This window comes from Streptomyces erythrochromogenes (assembly GCF_040684695.1).
Taxonomy (GTDB): Bacteria; Actinomycetota; Actinomycetes; order Streptomycetales; family Streptomycetaceae; genus Streptomyces; species Streptomyces erythrochromogenes_C.
Genome location: NZ_JBFBGM010000014.1, coordinates 1 through 25,759 on the forward strand (window position 1 = coordinate 1; position 25,759 = coordinate 25,759).

21 protein-coding genes and 2 tRNA genes are annotated in these 25,759 nt (G+C 73.6%); 21 read left to right on the forward strand and 2 right to left on the reverse strand.

The window, feature by feature from the left end; all coding sequences use genetic code 11:
* The first annotated feature begins 316 nt into the window (after positions 1–316).
* From AB0O53_RS20900 to AB0O53_RS20955, 12 genes are all read left to right on the forward strand, one after another.
* Positions 317–1,075: a hypothetical protein gene (locus tag AB0O53_RS20900; RefSeq protein ID WP_350998943.1), complete on the forward strand. Its 759-nt coding sequence runs from the start codon at positions 317–319 to the stop codon at positions 1,073–1,075.
* Between the two features lie 109 nt (positions 1,076–1,184).
* Positions 1,185–1,949 carry a GntR family transcriptional regulator gene (locus AB0O53_RS20905; RefSeq protein ID WP_350998940.1) on the forward strand — a complete coding sequence of 255 codons (765 nt, stop codon included), beginning with the start codon at positions 1,185–1,187 and terminating at the stop codon, positions 1,947–1,949.
* A 148-nt stretch (positions 1,950–2,097) separates the two neighbouring features.
* Positions 2,098–3,225 carry a TIGR03364 family FAD-dependent oxidoreductase gene (locus AB0O53_RS20910; RefSeq protein ID WP_365197358.1) on the forward strand — a complete coding sequence of 376 codons (1,128 nt, stop codon included), beginning with the start codon at positions 2,098–2,100 and terminating at the stop codon, positions 3,223–3,225.
* A 5-nt stretch (positions 3,226–3,230) separates the two neighbouring features.
* A complete protein-coding gene (locus tag AB0O53_RS20915) occupies positions 3,231–3,995 on the forward strand; it encodes a phosphonatase-like hydrolase (protein WP_365197361.1) in 765 nt (254 codons plus the stop codon).
* Entirely contained in the window at positions 3,992–5,041 is a 1,050-nt protein-coding gene (locus tag AB0O53_RS20920) for an ABC transporter ATP-binding protein (protein ID WP_350998932.1), read from the forward strand. The genes AB0O53_RS20915 and AB0O53_RS20920 overlap by 4 nt, the downstream gene beginning before the upstream one ends.
* 190 nt (positions 5,042–5,231) lie before the next feature.
* Positions 5,232–6,047, forward strand: a complete 816-nt coding sequence (locus tag AB0O53_RS20925; protein WP_365197364.1) for a 2-aminoethylphosphonate ABC transporter permease subunit — start codon at positions 5,232–5,234, stop codon at positions 6,045–6,047.
* Positions 6,034–6,831, forward strand: a complete 798-nt coding sequence (locus tag AB0O53_RS20930) for an ABC transporter permease (RefSeq protein WP_350998927.1) — start codon at positions 6,034–6,036, stop codon at positions 6,829–6,831. The genes AB0O53_RS20925 and AB0O53_RS20930 overlap by 14 nt, the downstream gene beginning before the upstream one ends.
* A gap of 60 nt (positions 6,832–6,891) precedes the next feature.
* A complete protein-coding gene (locus tag AB0O53_RS20935) occupies positions 6,892–7,983 on the forward strand; it encodes a 2-aminoethylphosphonate ABC transporter substrate-binding protein (RefSeq protein WP_350999214.1) in 1,092 nt (363 codons plus the stop codon).
* A 153-nt stretch (positions 7,984–8,136) separates the two neighbouring features.
* Positions 8,137–9,657 (forward strand): alkaline phosphatase family protein, encoded by a 1,521-nt coding sequence (locus AB0O53_RS20940; protein WP_365197366.1) that lies wholly within the window; start codon positions 8,137–8,139, stop codon positions 9,655–9,657.
* A gap of 122 nt (positions 9,658–9,779) precedes the next feature.
* The gene (locus AB0O53_RS20945; protein WP_350998921.1) at positions 9,780–10,559 is read left to right on the forward strand and encodes an HAD-IIA family hydrolase; all 780 of its coding nucleotides are present in this window, start codon (positions 9,780–9,782) and stop codon (positions 10,557–10,559) included.
* Positions 10,560–10,739: 180 nt separating this feature from the next.
* Positions 10,740–11,360 (forward strand): hypothetical protein, encoded by a 621-nt coding sequence (locus AB0O53_RS20950; protein WP_328739982.1) that lies wholly within the window; start codon positions 10,740–10,742, stop codon positions 11,358–11,360.
* Between the two features lie 63 nt (positions 11,361–11,423).
* Positions 11,424–12,050 (forward strand): class F sortase, encoded by a 627-nt coding sequence (locus AB0O53_RS20955; RefSeq protein ID WP_350999211.1) that lies wholly within the window; start codon positions 11,424–11,426, stop codon positions 12,048–12,050.
* A 74-nt stretch (positions 12,051–12,124) separates the two neighbouring features.
* Here AB0O53_RS20955 and AB0O53_RS20960 read toward each other — a convergent pair.
* A tRNA-Lys gene (locus AB0O53_RS20960) sits at positions 12,125–12,198 on the reverse strand.
* Between the two features lie 215 nt (positions 12,199–12,413).
* On the opposite strand from AB0O53_RS20960, the gene AB0O53_RS20965 reads away from it, so the two are divergent.
* The 7 genes from AB0O53_RS20965 (at position 12,414) to AB0O53_RS20995 (ending at position 21,490) form a co-directional block, all read left to right on the forward strand.
* Positions 12,414–13,781, forward strand: a complete 1,368-nt coding sequence (locus AB0O53_RS20965) for a peptidoglycan-binding protein (RefSeq protein ID WP_350999208.1) — start codon at positions 12,414–12,416, stop codon at positions 13,779–13,781.
* Positions 13,782–14,710: 929 nt separating this feature from the next.
* Complete coding sequence (locus AB0O53_RS20970; RefSeq protein ID WP_365197369.1) at positions 14,711–16,588, forward strand: SPFH domain-containing protein; 1,878 nt, start codon at positions 14,711–14,713, stop codon at positions 16,586–16,588.
* A 230-nt stretch (positions 16,589–16,818) separates the two neighbouring features.
* Positions 16,819–17,412 carry a lytic polysaccharide monooxygenase auxiliary activity family 9 protein gene (locus AB0O53_RS20975; RefSeq protein ID WP_350999207.1) on the forward strand — a complete coding sequence of 198 codons (594 nt, stop codon included), beginning with the start codon at positions 16,819–16,821 and terminating at the stop codon, positions 17,410–17,412.
* A gap of 26 nt (positions 17,413–17,438) precedes the next feature.
* Positions 17,439–19,109, forward strand: a complete 1,671-nt coding sequence (locus AB0O53_RS20980; RefSeq protein ID WP_365197372.1) for an AMP-binding protein — start codon at positions 17,439–17,441, stop codon at positions 19,107–19,109.
* 334 nt (positions 19,110–19,443) lie between these two features.
* On the forward strand, positions 19,444–20,730 hold the full coding sequence (locus AB0O53_RS20985) for a sensor histidine kinase (protein WP_365197375.1): 1,287 nt from the start codon (positions 19,444–19,446) through the stop codon (positions 20,728–20,730).
* Complete coding sequence (locus AB0O53_RS20990) at positions 20,727–21,368, forward strand: response regulator (protein WP_350995102.1); 642 nt, start codon at positions 20,727–20,729, stop codon at positions 21,366–21,368. The genes AB0O53_RS20985 and AB0O53_RS20990 overlap by 4 nt, the downstream gene beginning before the upstream one ends.
* A gap of 48 nt (positions 21,369–21,416) precedes the next feature.
* Positions 21,417–21,490: transfer RNA gene (locus AB0O53_RS20995), tRNA-Lys, on the forward strand.
* Between the two features lie 118 nt (positions 21,491–21,608).
* Here AB0O53_RS20995 and AB0O53_RS21000 read toward each other — a convergent pair.
* A complete protein-coding gene (locus AB0O53_RS21000; protein ID WP_359117936.1) occupies positions 21,609–22,367 on the reverse strand; it encodes an IclR family transcriptional regulator in 759 nt (252 codons plus the stop codon).
* 250 nt (positions 22,368–22,617) lie between these two features.
* Here AB0O53_RS21000 and AB0O53_RS21005 point away from each other — a divergent pair, with 250 nt between their 5' ends.
* Together AB0O53_RS21005 and AB0O53_RS21010 are read left to right on the forward strand one after the other, a co-directional pair.
* Positions 22,618–23,766 (forward strand): LLM class flavin-dependent oxidoreductase, encoded by a 1,149-nt coding sequence (locus tag AB0O53_RS21005; protein WP_365197380.1) that lies wholly within the window; start codon positions 22,618–22,620, stop codon positions 23,764–23,766.
* Between the two features lie 255 nt (positions 23,767–24,021).
* Positions 24,022–25,707, forward strand: coding sequence for a glycosyl hydrolase family 18 protein (locus AB0O53_RS21010; RefSeq protein ID WP_350995108.1), 1,686 nt, complete (start codon positions 24,022–24,024; stop codon positions 25,705–25,707).
* Positions 25,708–25,759 lie beyond the last annotated feature (52 nt).

The following is a 25,759-nucleotide window of genomic DNA, read 5'->3' on the forward strand; positions in this document are numbered from 1 at the left end:
GTACGGCCTGGATCCAGGCCGAGCGCCGGGTGCTCGCCGCGCGCTCCGCCCCGGACCCCGCGCCTCAAACTCCCCCAGCTACCGCTGGGAGGTGCCCCCTGGCGAGGCTGTATGTGCGGCGGGGCCGGATGGTGCGGCGGGGCCGGAGTGGCTGGTGGGGTGGGGGTTGACGCCTGCACCGTTCGGGCGTAAACCGGAACGACTCAGGCGTGGTGTGCGGTGAGGGTTCGCGCGTGCGTGGGAGGGTGCGGGCAGGTCGGGGTGATTGTCACCTCGTCCGACCATCGTCCTGTCCGGCGAGCAGCGAAGGTCTTCCATGCGACTGCGCAAAGCCCTTGCCCTCACCGCCTTCCTCTCCGCCGCGCTGGCCGTCACCACCGCGCCCACCGCCGGCGCGGACATCGGCACCGGCGGCGGTGCCCGCCCCGCCCCCGCGATGCCCTCCCGGGTCCAGGCCACCTGCGGGGACGGCAAGAGTTCCGCCTTCCCCATCGGGGCCCGCATCCGCGGCGGCCCGGCCGTGTACCGCACCGGCGGCGAGCCGCAGACCTGGTACCTGGACCTGACCAACACCACCGACTCCGAGTGCAGGGCCATCCACCCCGTCGTGGTCCTCACGGACAAGGCCCGCACCCTGCGCCCCGCCCACCTGCGGATGGAGTTCGACGCCCCGGGCGGCACCCTGCCCGCCGGCCTCGAACGCAGCGACCGCGACGAGATCATCGCCGTCTTCGACGGGGGCGAGGCCTTCCCCGGCTTCACCGTCGGCCCCGGCGGCACCCGCACCGTCAAGGTCTCCCTCGCCTTCGCCCCCGACGCCCCCACCGGCGAGGTCGTCGCCGACGCCGCCCTCGTCCAGCGCAAGGGCGACGACGGCGACTGGATCGGCGAGGCGGGCGGCTACCGCTTCTCCGTCGAGCAGTCCGAGGACTCCGCCGAGGGCGGCTCCCTCGCCCACACCGGCCCCCGCGAGTGGGTGTACGGCGCGGGCGCCGTGGCCGCCCTCGCCGCGGGCGGCGGTCTCCTGCTCGGGGCCCGCCGGCTCCGCATCCGTGCCGGGACCCGCGCGCACTGATCCCGCGGCCCCGCTCGCTCGTACTCGATCCCGCCCCCGGGCTCCCGTACTCGATCCCGTCCCCGGGCTCCCGTACGGCGGCCGCGACCGTCCCGCATAGAGTCCCGTTGTGGACAAGAACCTCCAGGGTCACCGCGCCGGCTCGCCCGTGCGGTCCGGCATCCCCGAGCACGGCCGGATCCCCAAGTACTACGCCGTCAAGGCTCGGATCGCCGAGCTCCTCGACGAACTCGGCGAGGGCGGGACCCTGCCCACCGAGCGGGACCTGGCCGAGCGGTACGAGGTGTCCCGCGAGACCGTCCGGCAGGCCCTGCGCGAGCTGCTGCTGGAGGGCCGGCTGCGCCGTTCCGGCCGCGGGACCGTCGTTGCCGGGCCCAAGCTGGAACAGCCCCTCTCCCTCGCCAGCTACACCGAGGGCGTGCGCCGCCAGGGCCGCAGGCCGGGCCGGCAGCTGATCGGGCTGGAGCAGTTCCCCTGCCCGCCCGACCTCGCGCCCGGCATCGGGGCCGAGACCGGCGAGCCCGTCTGGCACCTGGAGCGGGTCCTGCTCGCCGACGACGAGCGCGTCGGTCTGGAGAGCACGTACCTCCGGGTGGCCCGCGCCCCCCGCCTGAACAGCGATTTCCAGCCGGACTCCTCCTTCTACGGCTACCTCCGCGACAGCCTCGGCATCTCCTTCGGCGAAGCCGACGAGAAGCTGGAGACCGTGCTCGCCACCCCCCGCGAGGCCCTGCTGATCGGCACCCCGCCGGCCCTGCCCATGCTGCTCATCCACCGTTTCTCGCGGGACCAGGGGGGCAGGCCCCTGGAGCGGGTCCGTTCGCTCTACCGTGGTGACCGGTTCAGTTTCACGACCCGCCTACGGGCCGAATAGCCCGGCAGCAACTCACCCGTACCAATCGAAAAGGGGCGTAGTGAAGTCACAAAAAGATAACGGGTCTAGTCCAAGCGTCGAGGGCTGTTCACCGACGCGTCGCCGGGCCGACCCTCCCGGGTCACGGTCCGCGCCCACCGTTGGCGGCGTGAGAGTCATAGTCGTCGGAGGCGGCGTGGTCGGCACCATGCACGCCTGGCAAGCAGTCGAACGCGGCCACGAGGTCGTCCAGATCGAGCGCGAGGCCGAGGCGCGCGGCGCCTCGCTGCGCAATTTCGGCCAGATCTGGGTCAGTGGACGAGCCGGGGGAGAGGAGCTCGACACCGCCCTGCGGGCCCGCGAGCTCTGGGAGCGCATCGGCGCGGAGGTGCCCGGCCTGGGCTTCCGCGCGATCGGCTCCCTCACCCCCGTCCGCAACGCCCGTGAGTACGCCGTCGCCGAGGCGGCCCTGGCCCGCCCGGACGCCGCCGCCCGCGGCTACGAACTGGTCACCGCCGAGCAGGCGCGCACGATCAACCCGGCCCTGCGCGGCGCCTTCGAAGCCGCCCTGTGGTGCGAGCGGGACGCGGCCGTCGAACCGCGCACCGCCCAACTGCACCTGCGCGAAGCGCTGCGCGCCAGGGCCGGCGGCCGCTACACCTTCCTCGCCGGCCGCGAGGTCCGCGAGGTCACCGGCCCCGGCGCGGTCCGCGACGACCACGGCGACGTCCACCGCGGCGACGTCGTGGTCCTCGCCACCGGCGCCTGGCTGTCCGGGCTGGTCCGCGAGCTGGCCCCCGACCTGCCCGTGCGCCGGGTCCGGCTCCAGATGATGCAGACCGCCCCGCTCGGCGAGCCGCTCACCACCTCCGTCGCGGACGCCGACAGCTTCCGCTACTACCCCGCCTACCGGTCAGCGGCCCTCGACGAGCTGAACGCCCGCCAGGCCCAGACGCCGGTCGCCGCCGCGCACAAGATGCAGCTGCTGATGGTGCAGCGCCAGGACGGCGGGCTGACCATCGGCGACACCCATGAATACGAACACCCCTTCGCCTTCGACACCCTCGAGGACCCCTACGAGCACCTCACCGAGGTCGTCGAGTCCTTCCTGGGCCGCCCCCTGCCGAAGATCAGGCACCGCTGGGCGGGCGTGTACGCGCAGTGCACGGACACCTCCCGCGTCGTCCACCGCCAGCAGGTCGCCGACGGCGTCTGGCTGGTGACCGGACCGGGCGGGCGCGGCATGACCTGCTCGCCCGCCATAGCCGAGACCACCGCGAACGAACTGGGCTGGTAACACCGATGACCGAAACCAACACGACCACCGAGACCACGACCACCGAGACCAACACGGCCACCGAGACCACGGCCGCCACCACCGCCGACAGCCGCCGCCTGGTCGTCCTCGACATGGCCGGCACCACCGTCGCCGACGGCGGCCTCGTCGAGCGCGCCTTCGAGCGGGCCGCCGAGCGCCTCGGCGTCGAGCCCGGCACCCCCGACCACGCCGAGAAGCTGCAGTACGTACTCGCCACCATGGGCGAGTCCAAGATCTCCGTCTTCCGCCACCTCTTCGGCACGGAGGAACGCGCCCGGCGTGCCAACTCCGCCTTCGAGGAGGCGTACGCGGAGCTCGTCGACGGCGGCCTCGTCTCCCCGGTCCCCGGCGCCCGCGCCGCGATCGAGAAGCTCCGCGCCGACGGCCGGACCGTCGCCCTGACCACCGGCTTCGCCCGCGTCACCCAGGACGCCATCCTCGATGCCCTCGGCTGGCAGGACCTCGCCGACCTCACCCTCTGCCCCGCCGACGCGGGCGGCCGCGGCCGCCCCCACCCCGACATGGTGCTGACCGCGTTCCTGCGCACCGGCGCCGTCGCCGACGTGAGCGACGTCGTGGTCGTCGGGGACACCGCCTACGACATGCTCAGCGGGCGGCGCGCCGGCGCCGCCACGGTGGCGGGCGTCCTCACCGGCGCCCATGACCGCGCGACGCTGACGCGCAACGGCGCGACCCACGTCCTCGATTCCGTCGCCGAACTCCCGGACCTCCTCGCGGAGTCGGCGTGAGCGGCATCCGTTTCGACGGGGTCAGCGTCGTCTACGACGGCAACACCGTCCTGGACCGCCTCGACCTGACCGTGGAGGCGGGCGAGGTGATGGCGCTCCTCGGCCCCTCCGGCTCGGGGAAGACCACCGCCCTGCGCGCGGTCGCCGGCTTCGTGCGGCCCGCCGCGGGCCGGGTGCTCATCGGCGGCCGGGACGTCACCGCGCTCCCGCCGCACAAGCGCGGCATCGGCATGGTCGTCCAGCAATACGCGCTCTTCCCGCACATGCGGGTCGAGGACAACGTCGCCTTCGGCCTCAAGGCGCAGAAGGCGCCGAAAGCCGGGATACCCGGCCGGGTCGCCGAGGCCCTGGAGATGACGGGCATGGCGGCCTACGCCCGGCGCTACCCGCGCGAACTGTCGGGCGGGCAGCAGCAGCGGGTCGCCATCGCCCGCGCCCTCGCCATCCGCCCCGGCGTGCTGCTGCTGGACGAACCGCTGTCCGCCCTCGACGCGCAGCTGCGCTCCGGGATGCTCGCCGAACTGGCCCGGCTGCACCGCGAACTGCCCGACGTGTCCATCCTGTACGTCACCCACGACCAGGTGGAGGCCCTCACCCTGGCCGACCGGATCGCCGTCATGGACCGGGCCCGGCTCCAGGACTGCGGGACACCGCAGGAGCTGTACCGGGCCCCGCGTACGGAGTTCACCGCGTCCTTCGTCGGCAACGCGAACCTGCTCCCGGTCACGGTGGCCGAGGGCGGCGCGGTTTTCGAGGGCCGGTCGCTGACCCTCGACCGCGGGCGGGCGGCACCGGGCGCCGCGGCGACCCTGTGCGTACGTCCGCACCTGCTCGGCCTCGGCGCCGGCCCCAACGCGCTGAGCGGCACCATCGCCGAGGTGCAGTGGCGGGGCTCGACGCACCGGCTGTACGTGGACGTCGACGGCCACCGCGTGAAGGCGGACCTCCCCGAACTGCGGGAGACGCCCGCGCTGGGGGACCGGGTCACGCTGCACTTCGAGCCGCGCGATGCGGTGCTGCTGGGGGCGGGGGTGGCCGGTGCCTGACGCCTCGCGGCGAGCCGCGCCGTCCCCACTGCCGGACGCCGGAGCGCCCGTGCCCGTGCAGGCTCGGGGCTCCGCCCCGGACCCCGCGCCTCAAACGCCGGCGGGGCTGGAAAGGTCGCCGGGCCTGGACGGGGCGGCGGGTGCGAAGGGCGTCGGCGCGGTTCCTCAAGGGGGCCGGAGGGGGTGGGCGGTGCCGCGCGGCGTGTGGGCGCTGCCGCCCGTGGGGGTGCTCGCGCTGCTGTTCCTCTATCCGCTCGCGCTGGTGGTCCAGCAGTCCTTCACCCCCGACGGCAGTGGCGGCGCCTTCGACGCCTACGCCGGCGTCTTCGGGTCGCGGGCCTTCCAGGAGGCCCTCGGCACCACCGTCTGGCTGGCCGTCGGGGCCACCCTCGGGTGCCTGGTCCTCGGGTTCACGCTCGCGCTGATCATCGCCTTCGTGCCGTTCCCCGGAGCCCGCGCCGTCGCGAAGTTCATCGACGTCTTCCTCTCCTTCCCCTCCTTCCTCATCACCCTCGCCCTCCTCTTCCTCTACGGCACCGTCGGCATGGCCAACGGCCTCGTCACCGAGTTCACCGGCGCCGCCGAGGGGCCCTTCCACTTCCTCACCACCCCCTGGGGCGTCCTCCTCGCGGAGATCACGTACTTCACGCCCTTCGTGATCCGCCCGCTCCTCGCCGCGTTCTCCCAGCTGGACACCGCCCAGCTGGAGGTCGCCGCGGGCCTCGGCGCCCGCCCCGCCCGCATCGTCCGGCAGGTGATCCTGCCCGAGGCCCTCCCGGCCCTCGGCGCCGGCGGCAGCCTCGTCCTCGTCATGTGCCTCAACGAGTTCGGGATCGTCCTGTTCACCGGCGCCAAGGACGTCACGACCCTGCCGATGCTCATCTACGGCAAGGCCATCCTCGAATCCGACTACCCGGCCGCCTGCGTGGTCGCCGTCGTCAACATCGCGATCTCCGTCGGCCTGTTCGGCCTCTACCGGGTGGTGAGCAAGCGTGCTGGTGCATAGCAAGGCCGGCCGCTGGGCCGCCTGGGGCCTCTTCGGCCTCCTCTTCCTGCCGCTCTTCGCGCTGCCCCTGCTCGTCGTGGTCGCCGCGTCCTTCGCCACCCACTGGTCCGGCGCCCTGCCCTCCGGGCCGACCACCGCGAACTACGCCGCCGCCGTACGCGGCGAGTCCCTCCAGGCCCTCACCACCAGCCTGGTCACCGCCGTCGCCGCCAGCCTCCTCGCACTCACCGTCGGAACCTGGGCCGCGCTGGCCGGGGCCGCGCTGAAGAAGCGGGGCAAGCGGCTGCTCGACGCGCTGTTCATGCTGCCCGTCGCCGTGCCGTCCGTGGTCGTCGGCCTCGCCGTGCTCGTCGCCTTCAGCCGCCCGCCCGTCCTGCTCAACGGCACCGCCCCGATCGTCGTCCTGGCCCACACCGTCCTCGTCACGGCGTTCGCGCACCAGTCGGTGTCCGCCGCGATCGTCCGGCTCGACCCCGCCTACGAGCAGGCTGCGGCCTCCCTCGGGGCCCGCCCCGCGTACGTGCTGTGGCGGGTCCGGCTCCCCCTCCTGCTGCCGTCCCTCACGGCCGCGGCCGGCCTCTGCTTCGCCCTGTCCATGGGTGAGCTCAGCGCCACGATGATGCTCTACCCGCCGGACTGGATGCCCCTCCCGGTCCGCATCTTCACCGCCACCGACCGCGGTTCGCTCTTCAGCGGCTCCGCCGTCGCGGTGGTCCTGATGGCCACCACCCTGCTGGTCCTGCTCGCCGTCTCCCGCGTCCGCACCAGGGCCTCGTACCGCTGATCCCCGCTGATCCCAGTCGACTCCCTTTCCCCGTGAGGAAGTTCCATGCCCAGCACAGCCATGCCCGGAACCCGCCCGCTCCGCGTCGCCGCCGCCGTCACCGGCAGCCTCGCCCTCACCACCGCCCTCACCGCCTGCGGCGGCTCCTCCCCGGCCGGCCCGGCCGGTTCGGCCGACTCCAAGGGCGCCGAGAAGGTCGTCACCGTCTACAGCGCCGACGGCCTCAAGAGCGAGAAGGGCGACGGCTGGTACGACCGTGTCTTCGCCGACTTCACCAAGAAGACCGGCATCGAGGTCAAGTACGTCGAGGGCGGCTCCGGCGAGATGGTGCAGCGCGCCGTCCGGGAGAAGACCAACACCCAGGCCGACGTACTGATCACCCTGCCGCCCTTCATCCAGCAGGCCGACGGCAAGGGCCTGCTCCAGTCCTACGTGCCCCAGGGCGCCGACAAGGTCAACGGCGCCGACAAGTCCACCGAAGGCAAGTGGACCTCGGTCGTCAACAACTACTTCGGCTTCGTCTACAACAAGAAGGAGCTCGCCGAGGCCCCCAGGACCTGGGAGGAGCTGCTGGACGCCCGCTACAAGGGCAAGCTCCAGTACTCCACGCCCGGCGTCGCGGGCGACGGCACCGCCGTCCTCATCAAGTCGATGCACGACTTCGGCGGCAAGGAGCCGGCGATGGAGTACCTCAAGAAGCTCCAGGCCAACAACGTCGGCCCGTCCTCCTCCACCAGCAAGCTCGCGCCCAAGACCGACAAGGGCGAGCTGCTCGTGGCCAACGGCGACGTCCAGATGAACTTCGCGCAGTCCAAGTCCATGCCGAACCTGGGCATCTGGTTCCCCGCGAAGGAGGGCGGCAGGCCCACCACCTTCGCCCTGCCGTACGCGGCGGGCCTGGTCGCCAAGGCCCCGCACTCCGAGAACGGCAGGAAGCTCCTCGACCACCTGCTCAGCGAGGAGGCGCAGCGGCTGGTCAGCGAGGTCGGGGGCGGCTTCCCGGCCCGCAGCGACGTCAAGCCGACCGACGCCAACGCCGTCGAACTCACCAGGCTCATGACGGGTGTCGAGATATTCGAGCCCGACTGGGCAGACATCGACAAGAACCTCACCGGCTACGTGGACGCGTGGAAGTCGGCAACCGGAAGCTGACTCGTTGCTTCCTCGTCATCCACGCCCTGCACAGTGATTTTTGTATAACGGGTCTGGACCGAAGACCGCACCTTCGGTCCGGACCCGGCGCACGTCCCCAGCGCCCCAGCACCTCTCCCCAGCGCCTTCCCACGATCACTCCCGGAGGAGTTCGTGTCCCCTGCCGTCCCTGCCGGACGCACCCTCGCCGTGGCCGCCACCGCCACCGCCCTGCTCGCCACCGCCCTCGGCGCCCACACCGCCACGGCCACCGCGGCCGCCCCCACCGACAAGGTCCTCGTCATCGGCGTCGACGGCGCGGTCCTCGACCGCGTCAAGGCCGCCAACGCCCCGCACCTGCAGGGCCTGATGGCCCAGGGGCTGACCGCCCGCAGCACCCTCTACGCGGGCCCGATGGCCGCCACCTCCTCGGGCCCGGGCTGGTCCACCATCGCCACCGGCGTCTGGCCCGACAAGCACGGCGTGAAGGACAACTCCTTCACCGGCAAGAACTACGCCGCGTACCCGGACTTCCTGACCCGCATCGAGAACGCCCGGCCGGCGCTCAACACGTACGCGGCCGCCGACTGGGAGCCCATCACCTCCACCGACCAGAACGGTCCGATCTTCTCCGCCAAGGTCGACAAGCGCCTCTCCCTCAAGGGCGACCGCGACGGCTACCGCAACGAGGACCCGAAGGTGGCCGCCGCTGCCGCCACCGAACTGCGGACCCAGAACCCGGACGCCGCCTTCGTCTACCTCGGCGAGATCGACGCCGCCGGCCACTCCTACGGGGCGGCCAGCCAGCAGTACCTCGACGCCGTCGCCCGCGTCGACGCCCTGGTCGGCCAGCTCCTCACCGCCGTCCAGAACCGCCCGACGTACGGCCAGGAGAACTGGAAGATCCTGGTCACCACCGACCACGGCCACACCTCCTCCGGCGGCCACGGCGGTTCGACCATCGCCGAGCGCGGCACCTTCGTGATCGCCAAGGGAGCCGGGATCCCGGCCGGTTCGGTCCGCGACGACGTCAAGCTCGCCAACGTGGCCGCGACCGCCCTCGCCCAGTTCGGCGTCGCCGCACCCGGCATCGACGGCGTCCCGCTGGGCTCCCCGGACAGCGACCCCTTCGACACCGTGCGCCCGGCCCTGCAGGCCCGGGTGGACGAGACGGGCATCCCGGCCGGGGTGAAGGGATTCACGCACACCCCGCCCGCCGGCTGGTCCGTGGACAACTCCAGGATGGGCACGGGCGGTGTCACCGAGTGGGCCGGCTGGGCCTTCGCGACCGACGAGTTCTGGACCCAGTCGCAGCGCGACCAGTGGCGCGAGCTGAACGTCCGCTCCCGTGACGTCTTCGCCGTCGCCGACTCCGACGAGTGGGACGACAAGACCCACACCGGCACCTTCGACTCCACCCTCGTCACCCCCAAGTGGCCGGTGGCGGGCGGCAGTACGCGCACCCTCACCTTCCAGACGCACTACCGCCACGAGGCCGGCCAGACCGCGCAGGTCCTCGTCTCCTACAACGGCGCCGCCCCGGCGGTGGTGAAGACCTACACCGCCGACGCCGTCGCCAAGGCCGACTCCCTCGCCCTCCAGGTCCCGGCCGGTGCCACCGACGTCCAGGTCCGCTTCCGCTACAGCGGCAGCAACAACTGGTTCTGGACCGTCGACAACGTCCGCCTGGGCTGACCTTCCGGCCCGGTCCCGCCCCCTCGCGTCCGGGCTGTGGACGTCAACCACGTCCGCGGCCCGGCCCCGATAGGGTGGTAGAGACCAGAGGCAGCAGGTCAGCGAGAGCGGAGAACAGTCCAGTGGCAGAGCGCAAGCCGATCGAATCCTGGCTCACCGACATGGACGGGGTCCTCATCCACGAGGGCACCCCCATCCCGGGCGCCGCTGACTTCATCAAGCGGCTGCGCGAGTCCGGCAAGCCCTTCCTGGTGCTGACCAACAACTCCATCTACACCCCGCGCGACCTCCAGGCCCGCCTGGCCCGGATGGGCCTGGACGTTCCCGTCGAGAACATCTGGACCTCCGCCCTGGCCACCGCGAAGTTCCTCGACGACCAGCGCCCGGGCGGCACGGCGTACGTCATCGGCGAGGCCGGCCTGACGACCGCCCTGCACGACATCGGCTACGTCCTCACCGACCACGAGCCCGACTACGTGGTCCTGGGCGAGACCCGCACCTACAGCTTCGAGGCCATGACCAAGGCGGTCCGCCTGATCAACGCCGGGGCGCGCTTCATCTGCACCAACCCCGACGAGACCGGCCCCTCCACCGAGGGCCCGCTCCCGGCCACCGGCGCCGTGGCCGCCCTGATCACGAAGGCGACCGGCAAGCAGCCGTACTTCGCGGGCAAGCCGAACCCGCTGATGATGCGGACCGGCCTGAACGCCATCGGCGCGCACTCGGAGACCAGCGCGATGATCGGCGACCGGATGGACACCGACGTGCTGGCCGGCCTGGAGGCCGGCATGCAGACCTTCCTCGTACTGACCGGTCTGACCAGCGAGCAGGACACCGAGAAGTTCCCCTACCGTCCGACCAAGACGGTCCCCTCGATCGCGGACCTGGTCGACCTGGTCTGACCGACGGCCGTGCGGACGCGGACCGTACGGCCGTGGTCCGTACGGACGTGGACCGTGCGGACGCTGACCGTGCGGCCGTCCGGGCGTACCGCGTTTGGGGCGTACGGCTGACACGTACGGCGCCGCTCCGGATGCGGAGCGGCGCGCCGCGCGTGAATCTCCTTGTCGAGGAGGTTCACCATGCGCAGTGTTCCGATCGCTGTCCGCACCGCCGCCGTGGCCGCCGCTCTGGCGGCGTTCTCCGCGGTGACCGTCGTGTCCGCGCCCACCGCCCTCGCGGGTGAGGAGGACCGCGGCGACCGCGGCAGCATCACGGTCGACCCGAACCCGGCCAACCCGGGAGCGCAGGTCAAGCTGCGGGTCCACGGCTGCGAGGGCAACAAGGGGGCGGCCAAGTCCTCCGTCTTCGTGTCGGACGCCGACCTCTACGGGCGGGACGGCGGGCGGCGCAGCCCGCTCTACGGCGACGCGATGATCAGCTCGCACGCCTCGCCGGGCTGGCACGCCGTCCGGGTGTACTGCGACGGCGACGAGAAGTTCACCGGCTCCGTGCAGATCTCCGCCTACCGCCACCCCTCGCACCACGCCTCGCCGATCTGGCCGGTCCACGCGGGCGGCGGCGGCATGGCGGACCGCCCGGCCGAGGCCCCCGGCCTGCTCACCGCGGCGAAGAAGGAGCACACCGGCGGCGACGGCCCGGGGATGCCGCACACGGTGATCGGCGCCGTCCTCGCGGCGGTGGCCACGCTGGCCGTCGCGGGCCGGGCGCTGGCCCTGCGCCGCCGTCGCAGCGGCGAGTGAGGCGGGCGCCGCGTGAGCGAGCAGTGGCGGACGGACGAGGCCAAGGCCTCCGCCGGGGGCCGGATGCTGACCTTCGCGGCCTGGTCGGTGCTGGTGCTGGGCCTGTGGCTGTGGGGGCGCGAGCTGACGGTGGCGCCGGCTCCGCCCTCCGGTCAGGCCGGAGGGGCGCTCAGTGCGGGGCTGCCGGCCGCGCACGCGCCCGTCACGGGATCGCTGCCGCAACGCGTCGACGTGCCGTCCATAGGCATCCAGGCCCCGGTGGTCTCCCGGGGCCTGGACAAGGACGGCGCGATCGATCCGCCGCCGTACGACAGCCCGGGCACGGTGGGCTGGTGGGGGCAGGGCGTCCAGCCGGGGGCGGCGGGGACGGCGCTGATGGTGGGGCACGTGGACACGCGGTCCAAGCCGGCGGTCTTCTACGGCCTGAGTTCGGCCAAGCCGGGCGACAAGGTGCGGGTGGTGCGGGCGGACGGTTCCGTCGCGGAGTTCACGATCGAGGACGTACGGGTCTACGAGCGGGCGGCCTTCGACGCGCACAAGGCGTACGGCCCGCGGGTGCGGGGCCGCGCCGAGCTGAGGCTGGTGACCTGCGGGGGTACGTACGACAAGGCGGCCGAGCAGTACACGGCGAACGTGGTGGTCTCCGCCTACCTGACGGGCGTGGGCGTCCGCTCCGGCACGTCGGTGTAGAGGGTTCCGGGAACGAGGTTCCGGGAACGAAGAAGCCCCTCACAGCTTTCGCTGTGAGGGGCTTCCTCCGTCTGTGCGCCGCCAGGGACTCGAACCCCGGACCCGCTGATTAAGAGTCAGCTGCTCTAACCAACTGAGCTAGCGGCGCTTGCTGACAGGGAAAACTCTACCCCACCTCCGCGGGTGCTCGTGACCAGCCACGCCCGCCCTGTCCGATTAACCCATGTTTGAGTGGTTTATCGTGCACGATATGTCTGCGCCGACCACATCTGATGCTTTATCAGGTGTGGTCCCGGTCGACCACTGGAACCGCAGGGGAGTGGACGGAACCGCATGACGATGCAGCCCCCGACGCATGTGCAGATGCCGATGCCCGCTTTCGAGGAGTACGAGCCCGCGGGCGACTGCGTGTGCCCGGGGTGCGCCCAGAGCCGCCGCGCCCTCGCCCGCGCCAGGGCCATACCGCTCCGGGACGGCGGTCACCCCGCCGCGCGCGGCGCACGCCGGGCGCTGGTCCTGGCCACCGCTGCCGGAGTGGTCCTCGGCGGCGGCACCGGGACCGCCGTGGCCCTGAGCGCGCCGGCCACGGGTCCGGCCACCGGTCCGGTCCCCGGCGACGATCCCGGCAGCCCGCAGGGCGGCCGCACCCCCCTGCACGGCCCGAAGGGCAAGCCGGGCAGCCCCGGAGCCCCGGCCCGGCCCGGGGTCGTGAAGCGGATCGACCGCACGACGATCATCAACAGGGCGAAGCTGTGGCTGGACGCCCAGGTCCCCTACAGCATGTCCACGTACTGGACGGACGGCTACCGGCAGGACTGCTCCGGCTACGTCTCCATGGCCTGGAACCTCGGCTCGAACGAGTGGACCGGCAGCCTCGACGCGTTCGCCACCAAGATCACGAAGGATGAGCTGCTGCCGGGGGACATGCTGCTCTTCCACAACCCGGCGGACCCCAACAACGGCTCGCACGTGGTCCTCTTCGGCGGCTGGGTCGACGAGACGCGCACCCACTACGTCGCCTACGAGCAGACCCGCCCCACGACGCGGAAGCTGGCCACGCCCTACGGCTACTGGACCAACGCGGCGAAGTACGTCCCGTACCGGTTCAACGGGGTGACGGGCGGCATCGTCCCGGAGGTCCCGGGCGCCGTGCCCGCCCCCGAACCGCCGGCGGCCGGTCCGAAGCCGGGCGACGCGCCGAAGACCTTCCCGGGCGCGGCCATGTTCGCCCCGGGCGCCGTCAACGACCACGTGGCCCAGCTGGGCCGGATGCTGATCGAGCGGGGCGGGTACCGCTTCTACCCCAAGGGTGTCGCCGACCGGACGTGGAGCGACCACGACCGGCTCGCCACCCAGGCGTTCCAGCGGGCGCAGGGCTGGACGGGCGCCGACGCCGACGGGGTCCCCGGCGCGCACACCTGGCGCCTGCTCGTCGAGAAGCAGGGCAAGAACATCGCGCCGCTGGTGGGCGCGGCGCCCGGGCCCGGCGGCGTACGGGCCTTCCCGGGGGCCGCGGTGTTCCGTCCGGGGGTGTCGCACCCGGCCGTCGAGGCCCTCGGCCGGCAGCTGGTGAAGAAGGGCTTCGGCAAGTACTACACGTCCGGTCCGAGCGCCCGCTGGGGCGAGGCGGACCGCCGCAACGTCGAGGCCTTCCAGCGCGCGCAGGGCTGGCGCGGGGCCGCGGCCAACGGCTACCCGGGCCCGGAAACCTGGCGCCGGCTGTTCGCATGACGGAGGTAACGATGTTTCCCACGCGCACCACCTCGACGACGGGCACCCTCCGCGTACCGGCCGCGCCCAAGCCCGCCCCGACCTCCTTCGGCTGGGCCACCACCACCCCGACCCTCTCCCTCCGCCTCACGCCCCCGACTCCGGCGGCCGCCCAGACCCCGCCGGTCCCGGCCCCCGTCCAGGCGGCCGCGCCCGCCTCTGTCCCGGCCGGGTCCGCTTCGCCGGCAGCCCCGGGGCCCGTGCCCGTCCCGACCCCTGCGGCACCGCAGCCCGTCCCGGCTTCCGCCGAGGCGACTTCACCGTGGGCGGCCGACCTGGGCGCGGCACCCGCCACCCCGGGGGCGGTGCCCGCCTGTACCTCTGCCCCCGTCAGGGAGGCTTCACCTCGGGCGGCAGGCCTGGGCGCCGGGGCCTCCGCCCTGGGGGCCGAGCCCGCCCGCGCCCCCGCCGGGTCTGCTTCGCCGTGGGCGGCCGCCCCGGGGCACGTGCCCGGTCCCGTCCCGACCCCTGCGGCACCGCAGCCCGTCCCGGCTTCCGCCGGGGAGGCTTCGCCCGGGGCGGCCGGCGTGGTGCCCGCCGCCCCCGGGGCGGTGCCCGCCTGTACTTCTGCCCCCGCCGGGGCGGCTTCGCCTCGGGCGGCCGGCCTGGGCGCCGCGACCTCCGCCCTGGGGGCCGAGCCCGCCCTCGCCCCCGCCGGGTCCGCTTCGCCGGGGGCGGCCGCCCCGGGGGGCGTGCCCGGTTCCGTCCCGGTGTCGGCCGGGGAAGCGCCGTCGTGCGTGCCCACCGGGGAGGCGGCGCCCGACGGGCACCCCGCCGCGCCTCGGCCCGCCGCCTCGACCCCGGCCCTGGCGGGGTACCGGGGCGCCGACCCGGTAGCCGCGCCTGCCACTGTTCCCCCACCCGCTGCGTCGGCGGAGCCGGCCCCTGCCGTGGCGGAGGCCGGGCCCGCTCCGGTCCGGGTGGCGCGCCCCGCGGCGCTCGCGCCGGGGGAGCCGGGCGACGGCGCGGCGCCCGCGGTGCAGCCCCCGCGGGCCGCCCCGCTCGGCACGTACGCACCGCCCGGCGCGCAGGAGCCGGCGGCCGACCCCGCCCCGCACACCGTGCCGGCCCGTGCCGTTCCGGCGCCTGCCGGTGAGGCTGCTCCCCTGGCGGCGGAGCCGCCGACCGCGCGCGCCCCGCACCGGGGCCCGGCGGAGACCGTTCCGGTGCCTGCCGGAGCCGTGCCCCGGGCGGTGGAGCCGCCGGAAGCCCCGGTCGCGTACGGCCTGCCCACCGGGACGGCGGAGGCGGGGAACGTACCTGCCGCCGTAGCGGCCCCGGCCCGGGCGCCGGAGCGGCCCGCCGCGCACCGCGCCGTGAGCCCGGCGGAGCCCGAGGCCGTGCCCGTCCCGGTGCCGTTCGGGCAGGCCTCGCCGCCCGCATCGCATTCCGTTCCGGCGGAGCCGGAAGCCGCACCCGGACCGCAGGCCCTGCCGGACGGCGGGGCGGCGGCGGTGCCCGCCGCGCGGGGGGAGTCCGAGCCCGAGCCCGTGCACACGACGGCCGACTCCGCGCCCGGCGGCGGCCCGCACATCCCGCGCCCGCACCCGCAGCACGAAGAGAACGACGGGCCCGAGGAGCCCGAGCACGAGCAGCACCCCGACCCCGACCCCGACCCCGACACCGCCCCGAACTCCGGCGTGCCCGGACCCGGCGTCGCCGAGATCGTCGCCCAGGCCGTGGCACGCGCCATGGAGGAGGACGACACGCAGGACCTCCCGCACGTCTCCGCCCCCCACCGCGGTACCGCCGTCACCGAGGTACCGGTGAACCTGCCGTTCCGGGCCGCCGCGTCGGCCACCCCCCTGCCGAAGCGCGAGCCCGCCCCCGCACCCCGGCCCGCGCGCCCCGCCCCCGGCCGCCGCGTCCCCCGCGGGGACGACCGCCTCCGCGAGCACCGCGGCCCGGTGCTCCCCGGCTGGGTCGGCGTGGCCGTCGGCGGCCTCGCCCTCGCCGGCTGCGCGGCAGTGCTCTGGCGGGCCGGGGCCGTCCCCGACGCGTTCGCGGCGGCCTTCGGCGCGGCCCCCCGCGCCTACCACGGCCTGCGCGCCACCCACTGGCCCCCGCTCGCCTTCCTCGGCGTCGTCGCCCTCGTCGCGCTCGGCGGCCTCGGCCGGGCCCGTACCGGCCACGCCTGGGTGCTCACCCTCTTCGGCCGCTACCGCGGCACGGTCCGCCGTACCGGCCTGACCTGGGTCAGCCCCCTCCTGCTGCGCCGCCGGGTCGACGTGCGGCTGCGCCACTGGCGCAGCGACCCGATGCCCGCCGTCGACTCCGGCGGCCTCGCCCTCCAGGTCGTCGTCCAGGTCGTCTGGCAGGTCAAGGACACCGCCCGGGCCACGCTCGCCGTCGCGGACCACACCGAGTACCTTGCCGAGCAGGTCGAGTCGGCCATGGCCCGCGTCCTGTCCCAGCTCCCGGCGGACGCCTTCCACGAGGACGCCCCGACCCTGCGCGACGCCGAGGCCGTCGGCGACGCGCTGACCCGGATGCTGGCTGCCGAGACCGAGGCGGTCGGGATCGAGGTGTTCTCGGCCCAGCCGACCCGGATCGAGTACGCGGCCGAGGTCGCCGAGGCGATGCGCCGCCGGCGGGTCGCCGCGATCGACGCCAAGCACCGGGACACCGTGCTGACCTCGGTCGTGGACGCCGTGGACGACACCGTCCACCGGCTGACCTCGCGCGGACTCGTCGAGCTCGACGACTACGAGCGCAAGGCCCTCGTGAAGGACCTCACGGTCGCCTTCTACACGGGCCGCACCGAATAGCGGGACACGCATCACCCATCACCCATCACGCACCACGCACCACGCATCGCGCACCACATCGCACCACAGGGAAACGGGTGGCCGGTATCGACCGGACCACCCGTTTCCTCATTGGTCTGGACATGGCCAACTCTCGTCAATAATCTGGGACTTGGTCTAGACCTAATCCCCACGCGCGCGCTCTCACGGAACTCCCCCCACGTTCAAGGAGCATCATGCGTAACGTCCGCATGCCCGGACGGGCCGGCGTCGCCGCGCTCGGCCTCGGCCTCGTCGCCGGAATCACCCTCGTCGGCGCCCCCAGCGCCAGCAGCCACGGCTACACCGACACCCCCATCAGCCGCCAGAAGCTCTGCGCCAACAGGGCCGTGTCCGACTGTGGCGCGATCCAGTGGGAGCCGCAGAGCGTCGAGGGCTTCAAGGGCTTCCCGGCCGCCGGCCCCGCCGACGGCAAGATATGTTCCGCGGGCCTGCCGCAGTTCGCCGAGCTCGACAACCCGCGCGGCGGCGCCTGGCCCACCACCAAGGTGACCAGCGGCCAGAGCTACGCCTTCCGGTGGCAGTTCACCGCCAACCACTCCACCACCGACTTCAAGTACTACGTCACCAAGGACGGCTGGACCGGCACCAAGGCCCTCACCCGCGCCGACCTCGAACCCCAGCCCTTCCTCACCGTCGCCTACAACGGCGCCCGCCCCGCCATGACCACCGTCCACCAGGGCGCCATGCCCGCCGGCAAGTCGGGCCGGCACCTGATCCTGGCGGTCTGGACCGTCAACGACACCCCGATGGCCTTCTACGCCTGCTCGGACGTTCAATTCTGACAGTACGTCAGCTACCCTCCGGCGGCATGCGGACGACGACAGCACCCGGAACCGTCGCGGAGCTCATAGCGCGCCAATGGGGCGACCACCGGCCCGGGCTGAAACACGCGGAAGGTGTCCTCACCCACCACCGGACCGCCCAGGAAGCCGCCGCGCGCGCCGCGCTCCTCGTCGACCTCATGCCCGCGGAGGCCGAGCCGCACCTCGGGGTCCTGCTCGACAACACCCCCGAGTTCCCGTTCTGGCTCGGCGCGGCGGCCCTGGCCGGGGCCGCCGTCGCCGGGATCAACCCGACCCGGCGCGGCCCCGAACTGGCCCGCGACATCCTGCACACCGACTGCCGGCTCCTGATCACCGAGCCCGCCCACCTGCCCCTGCTGCGCGGCCTGGACCTGCCGGGCGTACGGGTCCTGGTCACCGGCACCGAGGAGTACGCGGCCCTCCTCGCGCCCTACGCCGCCGCCAAGCCCGGCGAGGCGACCCTGCGCGCCCCCGCCCCCGACGCCCGCCTCCTCCTCTACTTCACCTCCGGCTCCACCGGCGCCCCCAAGGCCGCCCTGTGCAGCCAGGGCCGGCTCGCGGCTGCCGGAGCCTCGCTCGCCCGCCAGTTCTCCGTCGGCCCGGACGACGTCCACTACGTCTGCATGCCGCTCTTCCACGGCAACGCCGTCATCGCCGACTGGCTCCCGGCACTCGTCGGCGGGGCCGCGGTGGCCCTGCGCCGGCGCTTCTCCGCCTCGGCGTTCCTGGACGACGTACGCGCCTACGGGGCCACCTACTTCACCTACGTCGGCCGGGCGATCCAGTACCTCCTGGCCACCGAGCCCCGCCCCGACGACCGCGCCCACCCCCTGCGGCTCGGCTTCGGCACCGAGGCCGGGGCGGTGGACGCGGCACGCTTCGCCGAACGCTTCGGGGTCCGCCTGGTGGAGGGCTACGGCGCCACCGAGGGCGGCGCCTCCGTCCAGCGCACCCCGGACACCCCGCCGGGCGCGCTCGGCCGGGCGGGCGCGGGCGACGACCTGGCGGTCATCGACCCGGAGACGGGCACCGAATGCCCGCCGGCCGTCCTGGACGCGGACGGCCGCCTCCTCAACGGCTCGGCCGCCATCGGCGAACTGGTCAACCGGGGCCGCAGCCTGTTCGAGGGCTACTGGCGCAACCCCGACGCGGAGGCCGACCGCACCCGCGACGGCTGGTACTGGACGGGCGACCTCTTCTTCCGCGACGCGGCGGGCTTCCTCTACTTCGCCGGCCGCACCGACGACCGGCTCCGCGTCGACAGCGAGAACCTCGCCGCGGCCGTGATCGAGAACATCCTGGCCCGCTGGGCGGACGCGGCCGCCGTGGCCGTCTACGGGGTCCCGGACGAGGTCGCCGGCGACCAGGTGATGGCGGCCCTGTCCCTCCGGGAAGGCGCCGAGTTCTCCCCGGCGGCCTTCGAGGACTTCCTCGCCCGCCAGCCGGACCTGGGCACGAAGATGGCCCCGCGCTACGTCCGCATCGTGGCGGAGATGCCGGTCACCGCGACGAACAAGGTCCACCGCGTGGCGCTCCGCCGGGCCGGCTTCCGCTGCGAGGACCCGGTCTGGCACCGCGCCCCTGCCGGGGGCTACGCCGTTCTGACCCCGTCGGCCCGGTCCGCCCTCCTGGCCCGCTACGAGGCCCAGGGCCGCCTCGACCTCCTGCACCGCTGACGTCTGCACCGCCGCTGCGGGGGCTCTGCCCCCGACCCCCCGCGCCTCAATCGCCGGCGAGGCTGGTTTTGGCCGCCGCCGCCTCAATCGGTGCTGGCCGGGTATTCCAGCCCCGCCGCCCTGCTCGGTGCGGGCCGGGTATTCCAGCCTCGCCGCCCTGCTCGGTGCTGGCCGGGTATTCCAGCCCCGCCGGCGATTGAGGCGCGGGCGCGGAGCGCCGTGTAGTGACCGGGGCCGGGCAGCGTCTGGGAAAGGGAGGGGTAGGGCCGGTCCCACCCCGCGCACGCCCCCTGGGGCCATGGTTCCGCCGCTGGCAGCGCCGTAGCGTGCCCGCATGGACGATCACGCCCGTACCCCCTGGCAGGCCCTGGCCCGCGGCCGCTACCTCCGCTCCGCCTGGCCCTGGCGCGCCGCCGGGTACCTCGCCGGCGGCGCCCTCACCGGCCCGCCGCTCCTCCTCGGTCTCGTCCTGCTCGCCGCCGCCGGCATCGTCGCCTTCCCCCTGCTCGCCCTCCTCGGCCTCGCCGGGCTCCCCACCGGCGCCGTCGAGCGCCGCCGCCTGCGGATCGTCGACGCCGACCCCGCCCCCACCCCGCACCGCACGCCCGCCGAGCCCGGCGTCCTCGCCTGGGCCCGGCTGCGCTACCGCGAGCAGGCCACCTGGCGCGAGCTCGCCTACGCCGTCCTGCACGGCTTCGTCCTGTGGTGGGTCGACCTCGCCGCCGTCGCGGCCCTCCTCGGCCTGCCCCTCCTGCTGCTCACCACCCCGCTCCAGCTGGCCCTCGCCGCCGACGGCGAGGTCAAGGTGCTCAAGCTCGCGCTGGTCACCTCCCACCCGGCCGCCCTCGCCGTCGCCGCCGCCGGAGCCGTGCTCCTGCCCGTGTTCCTGCACGCCCTCGGCGCCCTCGCCGGCGCCCGCGCCGCCCTGACCCGCGCCCTCCTCGCGCCCCGCGAGCGCGAGCTCCGTGCCCGGCTCACCGAGGTCACCCGCTCGCGCGCCCGGCTCGTCGCCGCCTTCGACGCCGAGCGCCGCCGGATCGAGCGCGACCTCCACGACGGTGCCCAGCAGCGACTCGTCGCCCTCACCATGACCCTCGGCCTCGCCCGCCTCGACGCCCCGCCCGGCCCGCTCGCCGACCGGCTCGCCACCGCCCACGCGGAGGCCGGCCGGGTCCTCGCCGAGCTGCGCGAACTCATCCACGGCATCCACCCCCAGGTGCTCACCGACTACGGCCTCACCGGAGCCCTCGCCGACATCGCCGAGCGCTCCGCCGTCCCCGTCACCACCGACCTGTCGGCCGCCCTGCCCCGCCTGCCCGAGCCGGTCGAGGCCGCCGCGTACTTCGGTGTCTGCGAGGCCCTCGCCAACGTCGGCCGGCACAGCGGCGCCGGCCGCGCCGCCGTCACCGCCCGGCACACCGGCGGGGCGCTCCTGATCGACGTGAGCGACGACGGCCGCGGCGGCGCCGACCCGGCCACCGGCTCCGGACTGACCGGACTGGCCGACCGGATCGCGGTCCTCGATGGCACACTGACGATCACCAGCCCGCCCGGCGGCCCCACCGTCCTGAGCCTGGAGATCCCGTGCCCGGTGAGCAGCCCCGAGAACAGCGCCCCTTGAAGATCGTCCTCGCCGAGGACGCGGTCCTGCTCCGCGAAGGGCTCGTCGGTCTGCTGACGCGTTTCGGCCACGAGGTGGCCGCCGCCGTCGGGGACGCGGACGCGCTCCGCGCCGCCGTCGCCGCCCACGACCCGGACGTCGTCGTGACCGACGTACGGATGCCCCCCGGCTTCGGCGACGAGGGACTGCGCGCCGCCGTGGAGCTGCGCACGGCCCGCCCGGCCCTGCCCGTCCTCGTGCTCAGCCAGTACGTGCAGCGCTCGTACGCGGCCGACCTGCTGGACTCCGGCGACGGCAGTGGCGTCGGCTACCTCCTCAAGGACCGGGTCGGTCACGTGGAGCAGTTCCTCGACGCGGTGGTCACGGTGGCCGGCGGCGGCACCGTGGTCGACCCGGAGGTCGTACGCCAGCTGCTGCGCCGGCGGCGCGATCCGCTGGCCGCGCTGACCCCGCGCGAGCGGGAGGTGCTGGGCCTGGTCGCGGAGGGGAGGTCCAACGGGTCCATCGCCCGGGAGCTGGTGGTGTCCGAGGCGGCCGTGGGCAAACACATCGGGAACATCCTGGGAAAGCTGGACCTGCCGCCCGCGCAGGACACCCACCGCCGGGTGCTGGCGGTCCTCGCCTACCTGCGCGGGTAATGGTTTGGAGCACCCCTGAGGACCGGGTAGTATTTTCTCTGTCAGCAGGCGCCGCTAGCTCAGTTGGTTAGAGCAGCTGACTCTTAATCAGCGGGTCCGGGGTTCGAGTCCCTGGCGGCGCACCTGTCCTTCGGGCGGTTTCCGGTTCACCGGGAACCGCCCGAAGTGTTTTCCGGCCGGATGGCGGACGGCCGCGGATGGCGCGGGACGGGCCCCGCAGGGCCCGGCGCAGCCGGGGTCCTAGAGCGTGAGCGACAGCAGCAGCGGCGCGGCCTTGCGGTTCAGGGTGTCGGCCGCGGCCCGCAGCCGGTGCGCGTGCTCGACCGGCATGGACAGCGCCAGGCAGCCGACCGAGGCGCCCGCCGTGATCGGGACGGCCGCGCAGACCGTGCCCACGGCGTACTCCTGCAGGTCCAGCATGGGGACGGTGGCCGGCTGGGAGTCCAGCTTGGAGAAGAGGATCCGCTCGTTGACGATCGTCTTCGACGTGAGCCGCGCGATCTTGTGCCGGGACAGGTGGTCGCGCCGTCCGTTCAGGTCCAGCTGTGTGAGCAGGCACTTGCCGACGGCGCTGGCGTGCGCCGCGGACCGGAAGTCCACCCACTCGTGGACCTTCGGGGTGCGCGGGCTGTCCGCGAACTGCGTGATCCTGACCTCGCCGTCCACGTACCTGCTGATGTAGACGGCCGCGCCGACCGAGTCGCGCAGCCGGTCGAGGGTCTCCTGGAGCTTGTCGGTCAGGGCCTGCTGGCGGTCGGTGCCGGAGCCGAGCAGGACGAGGGAGTCCCCTATGGCGTACGCGCCGTCCGCCACCTGCAGCACGTATCCCTCCCGGCGCAGCATGAGCAGCATCGGGGCGAGATGGACTGCGGGCAGGCCGGTCTCACGCGTGATCTGCACCTCGGTCACACCGCCGGTGTGCCGTGCGATCGTTTCGAGTACGCGCAGTGCGTACTGCACCGAGTGGAACGGCGCGGTCGGCTCGGGCTTCAGCGCCACGGTTTCCCCCTAGCAGGTTGTTACCGCTTGCCCTACCACGATAGCCATCAAGAGGCCCATGTGGAGCGCCTGTTGGGGAGATTGATGGCTCGATCACGTCCGTCTGCCTCTATCTACGCCTCTGGCATATGCCATGGTCACACGCAACTCCCGGCTTTCCGGGAATGCCCGGCGGCGCGTCACGGTTCGAGTTCTTCGTACGGTTTCGCACGGACGGCGTGCGGGCGCGGAGCACGGGACGGGAGCGACGATGAGTGACACCGGGGACGCGAGCGGCGGGGCGCACGGGCTGCCCGAGGAGATCGGCAGCGGCGGCGACAGCGGCGGCGGCATCCGGGGCACCGCCCTCGGCCGGGCGCCCGTTCCCCTGTCCGTCCTGGACCTCGTCACCGTCGGCGCCGGCAGCACCGCGTCCGACTCCCTGCGCACCAGCGTGGCCATATCCCGCCTTGCGGAATCCCGCGGCTACCACCGCCACTGGGTCGCCGAGCACCACTCCATGCCCGGCGTCGCCAGTTCCTCGCCGGCCGTGATCCTGGCCCACCTGGCCGCGCACACCTCCCGCATCCGGCTCGGCTCGGGCGGCGTGATGCTGCCCAACCACGCCCCGCTCGCCGTCGCCGAGCAGTTCGGCACGCTGGAGGCGCTCGCCCCGGGCCGGATCGACCTCGGCCTCGGCCGGGCCCCCGGCACCGACGGCCGCACCGCCGCCGCGCTGCGCGGGCCCGGACGCCTCGAAGAGGGCGCGGACGAGTTCCCGCGCCGCCTCGCGGAGCTCACCCGCTTCCTCGACGACGACTTCCCCGACGGGCACCCGTACGCCCGCGTCCACGCCGTACCCGGCCCGGTGCAGGGCCCGGCCGGGCGGCCGCCGCTGTGGCTGCTGGGCTCCTCCGGCTTCAGTGCGCGCCTCGCCGGCGAGCTCGGCCTGCCCTTCGCCTACGCCCACCACTTCTCCGCGGCCGGCACCATCCCCGCGCTCGACCTCTACCGCGAGAGCTTCCGGCCCTCCGCCGTACTGGACGCCCCCTACGCCGTCATCGGTGTCTCGGCCCTCGCCGCCGACACCGACGAGGAGGCCCGCGCCCAGGTGCTCACCGGCGCGCTGTCGATGCTGCGGCTGCGCACCGGGCGCCCGGGGCTGGTGCCCACGCCCGAGGAGGCCGCGGCCTACCCCTACACCCCGCTGGAGCGGGAGTTCGTGGACGGCTGGCTCGCCAACATCGTCCACGGCACCCCCGGCGCGGTCGCCGACGGGCTCGACGGGCTCGCCAAGCGCACCGGCGCGGACGAGCTGATGCTGACCGCCAACGCCCACAGCGGGGCGGCTCGGCTGCGTTCCTACGAACTCGTCGCGGACGCGTACGGCATGCCCGCGGAGGTACTCGACGCCGACTGACCGCGCACCAACGGGATTTGGCTGGTTCATTGCCAAAACCTTGCGGGAGCGTGTCTCAAGGCAGCCTTAAACCGCTCGTCACCCGGGGTGGCGGGCGGTTTCTGATGTGCGCTCAGGTCTCTGACTTGGGGAAATAGCGCTGGAGTGGTCTAGTCCTTCTTTGGTCCGAACCATTGACGCGGGGCTGGAGTGATCGCTATCACTTCTCTCACCCGAACCTCCAGCACTCTCCTCCCAGCCCCCCGGAGGCAGTTCATGCACATCCGTAAACCCCTCGCCGCGGCCGCCGCCACGGCCGCGCTGGCAGCCGGAGCGCTTGCCTCCTTCGCGGGACTCGGCACCGCCCAGGCCGCCGACACCGCGGCCGGAGCCGCCGCGGGCGGCGTCCGCATCGCCTACTACGACCAGTGGAGCGTGTACGGGAACGCCTTCTACCCCAAGCACCTCGACACCCGGGGCATAGCGAGCAAGCTGGACGTCATCAACTACTCGTTCGGCAACATCCACCCCACCGAGCTCACCTGCTTCGAGGCGAACAAGGCCGCCGGCGACGACAACAACCCCAACGCCGGTGACGGCGCGGGCGACAGCTACGCCGACTACCAGAAGTCCTTCAGCGCGGCCGACAGCGTGGACGGCGTCGCCGACACCTGGAACCAGCCGATCGTGGGCGTCTTCAACCAGTTCAAGGAACTGAAGGCCAAGTACCCCCACCTGAAGATCAACATCTCGCTGGGCGGCTGGACGTACTCCAAGTACTTCCACGACGCGGCCAAGACCGACGCCTCCCGCAAGAAGTTCGTCGCCTCCTGCATCAAGCAGTACATCAAGGGCGACCTCCCGGTGGAGGGCGGCTTCGGCGGCGCCGGCACCGCGGCCGGCATCTTCGACGGCATCGACATCGACTGGGAGTACCCCGGCTCCTCCGGCGGCCACCTGGGCAACCACTACGGCCCCGAGGACAAGCAGAACTTCACGCTGCTGCTCCAGGAGTTCCGCAAGCAGCTCGACGCCGAGGGCGCGGCCAACGGCGGCAAGAAGTACATGCTGACCGCGGCCCTCCCGGCGGGCCAGGACAAGATCAAGTACATCGAGACCGACAAGATCGGCCAGTACTTGGACTACGCCAACATCATGACGTACGACATGCACGGCGCCTGGGACGGCGACGGGCCGACGTACCACCAGTCCCCGCTGTACCCGTCCGCGGCCGACCCGACCGACCCGATCGCGCCGGGCACCGAGAAGTACAGCATCGACAACGCCATCGACTCCTGGATCGACGGCAACCCGGCCTACGGCATCACCGGTGGCTTCCCCGCCAACAAGCTGACCCTGGGCTACGAGTTCTACTACCGCGGCTGGAAGGGCGTCCCGGCCGGCACGACCAACGGCCTCGCCCAGACCGCGACCGGCGGCTCCGCCGCGCGACCGCTCAGCCAGCAGGCGGGCATCGCGCACTACAAGGAGCTCGGCGGCATCGTCGACAACGCGGCGACCACCTTCTGGGACGACCAGTCGAAGTCCTCGTACTTCTACAAGGACGGCGAGTTCTTCACCGGCCTGAACCAGAAGTCCATCCAGGCCCGGGTCGACTACGGCAAGCAGCGAGGCCTGGCCGGCGCGATGATGTACTCCCTGCTCGGCCTGGACAACAACGCCACGCTGCTGGGCCAGATCTCCGACGCCCTGGGCGGCACCACGGTCCCGCCGACCACGCCTCCCACGACGCCGCCGACCACCCCGCCGACCACGCCTCCGACGACCCCGCCGACCACGGGCTGCGGCTCGACCCCGGCGTACGTCGCGGGCACCGTCTACACCGGCGGCAGCGAGGTCTCCCACAACGGCCGCAAGTACAAGGCCCAGTGGTGGACGCAGAACGAGACGCCGGGCACCACCGGTGAATGGGGTGTCTGGAAGGACCTCGGCGCCTGCTGATCTCCCCCCACCCCGCGCCGAGCGACGCCTCCGCCCCGCCCCCTTCGCCCGG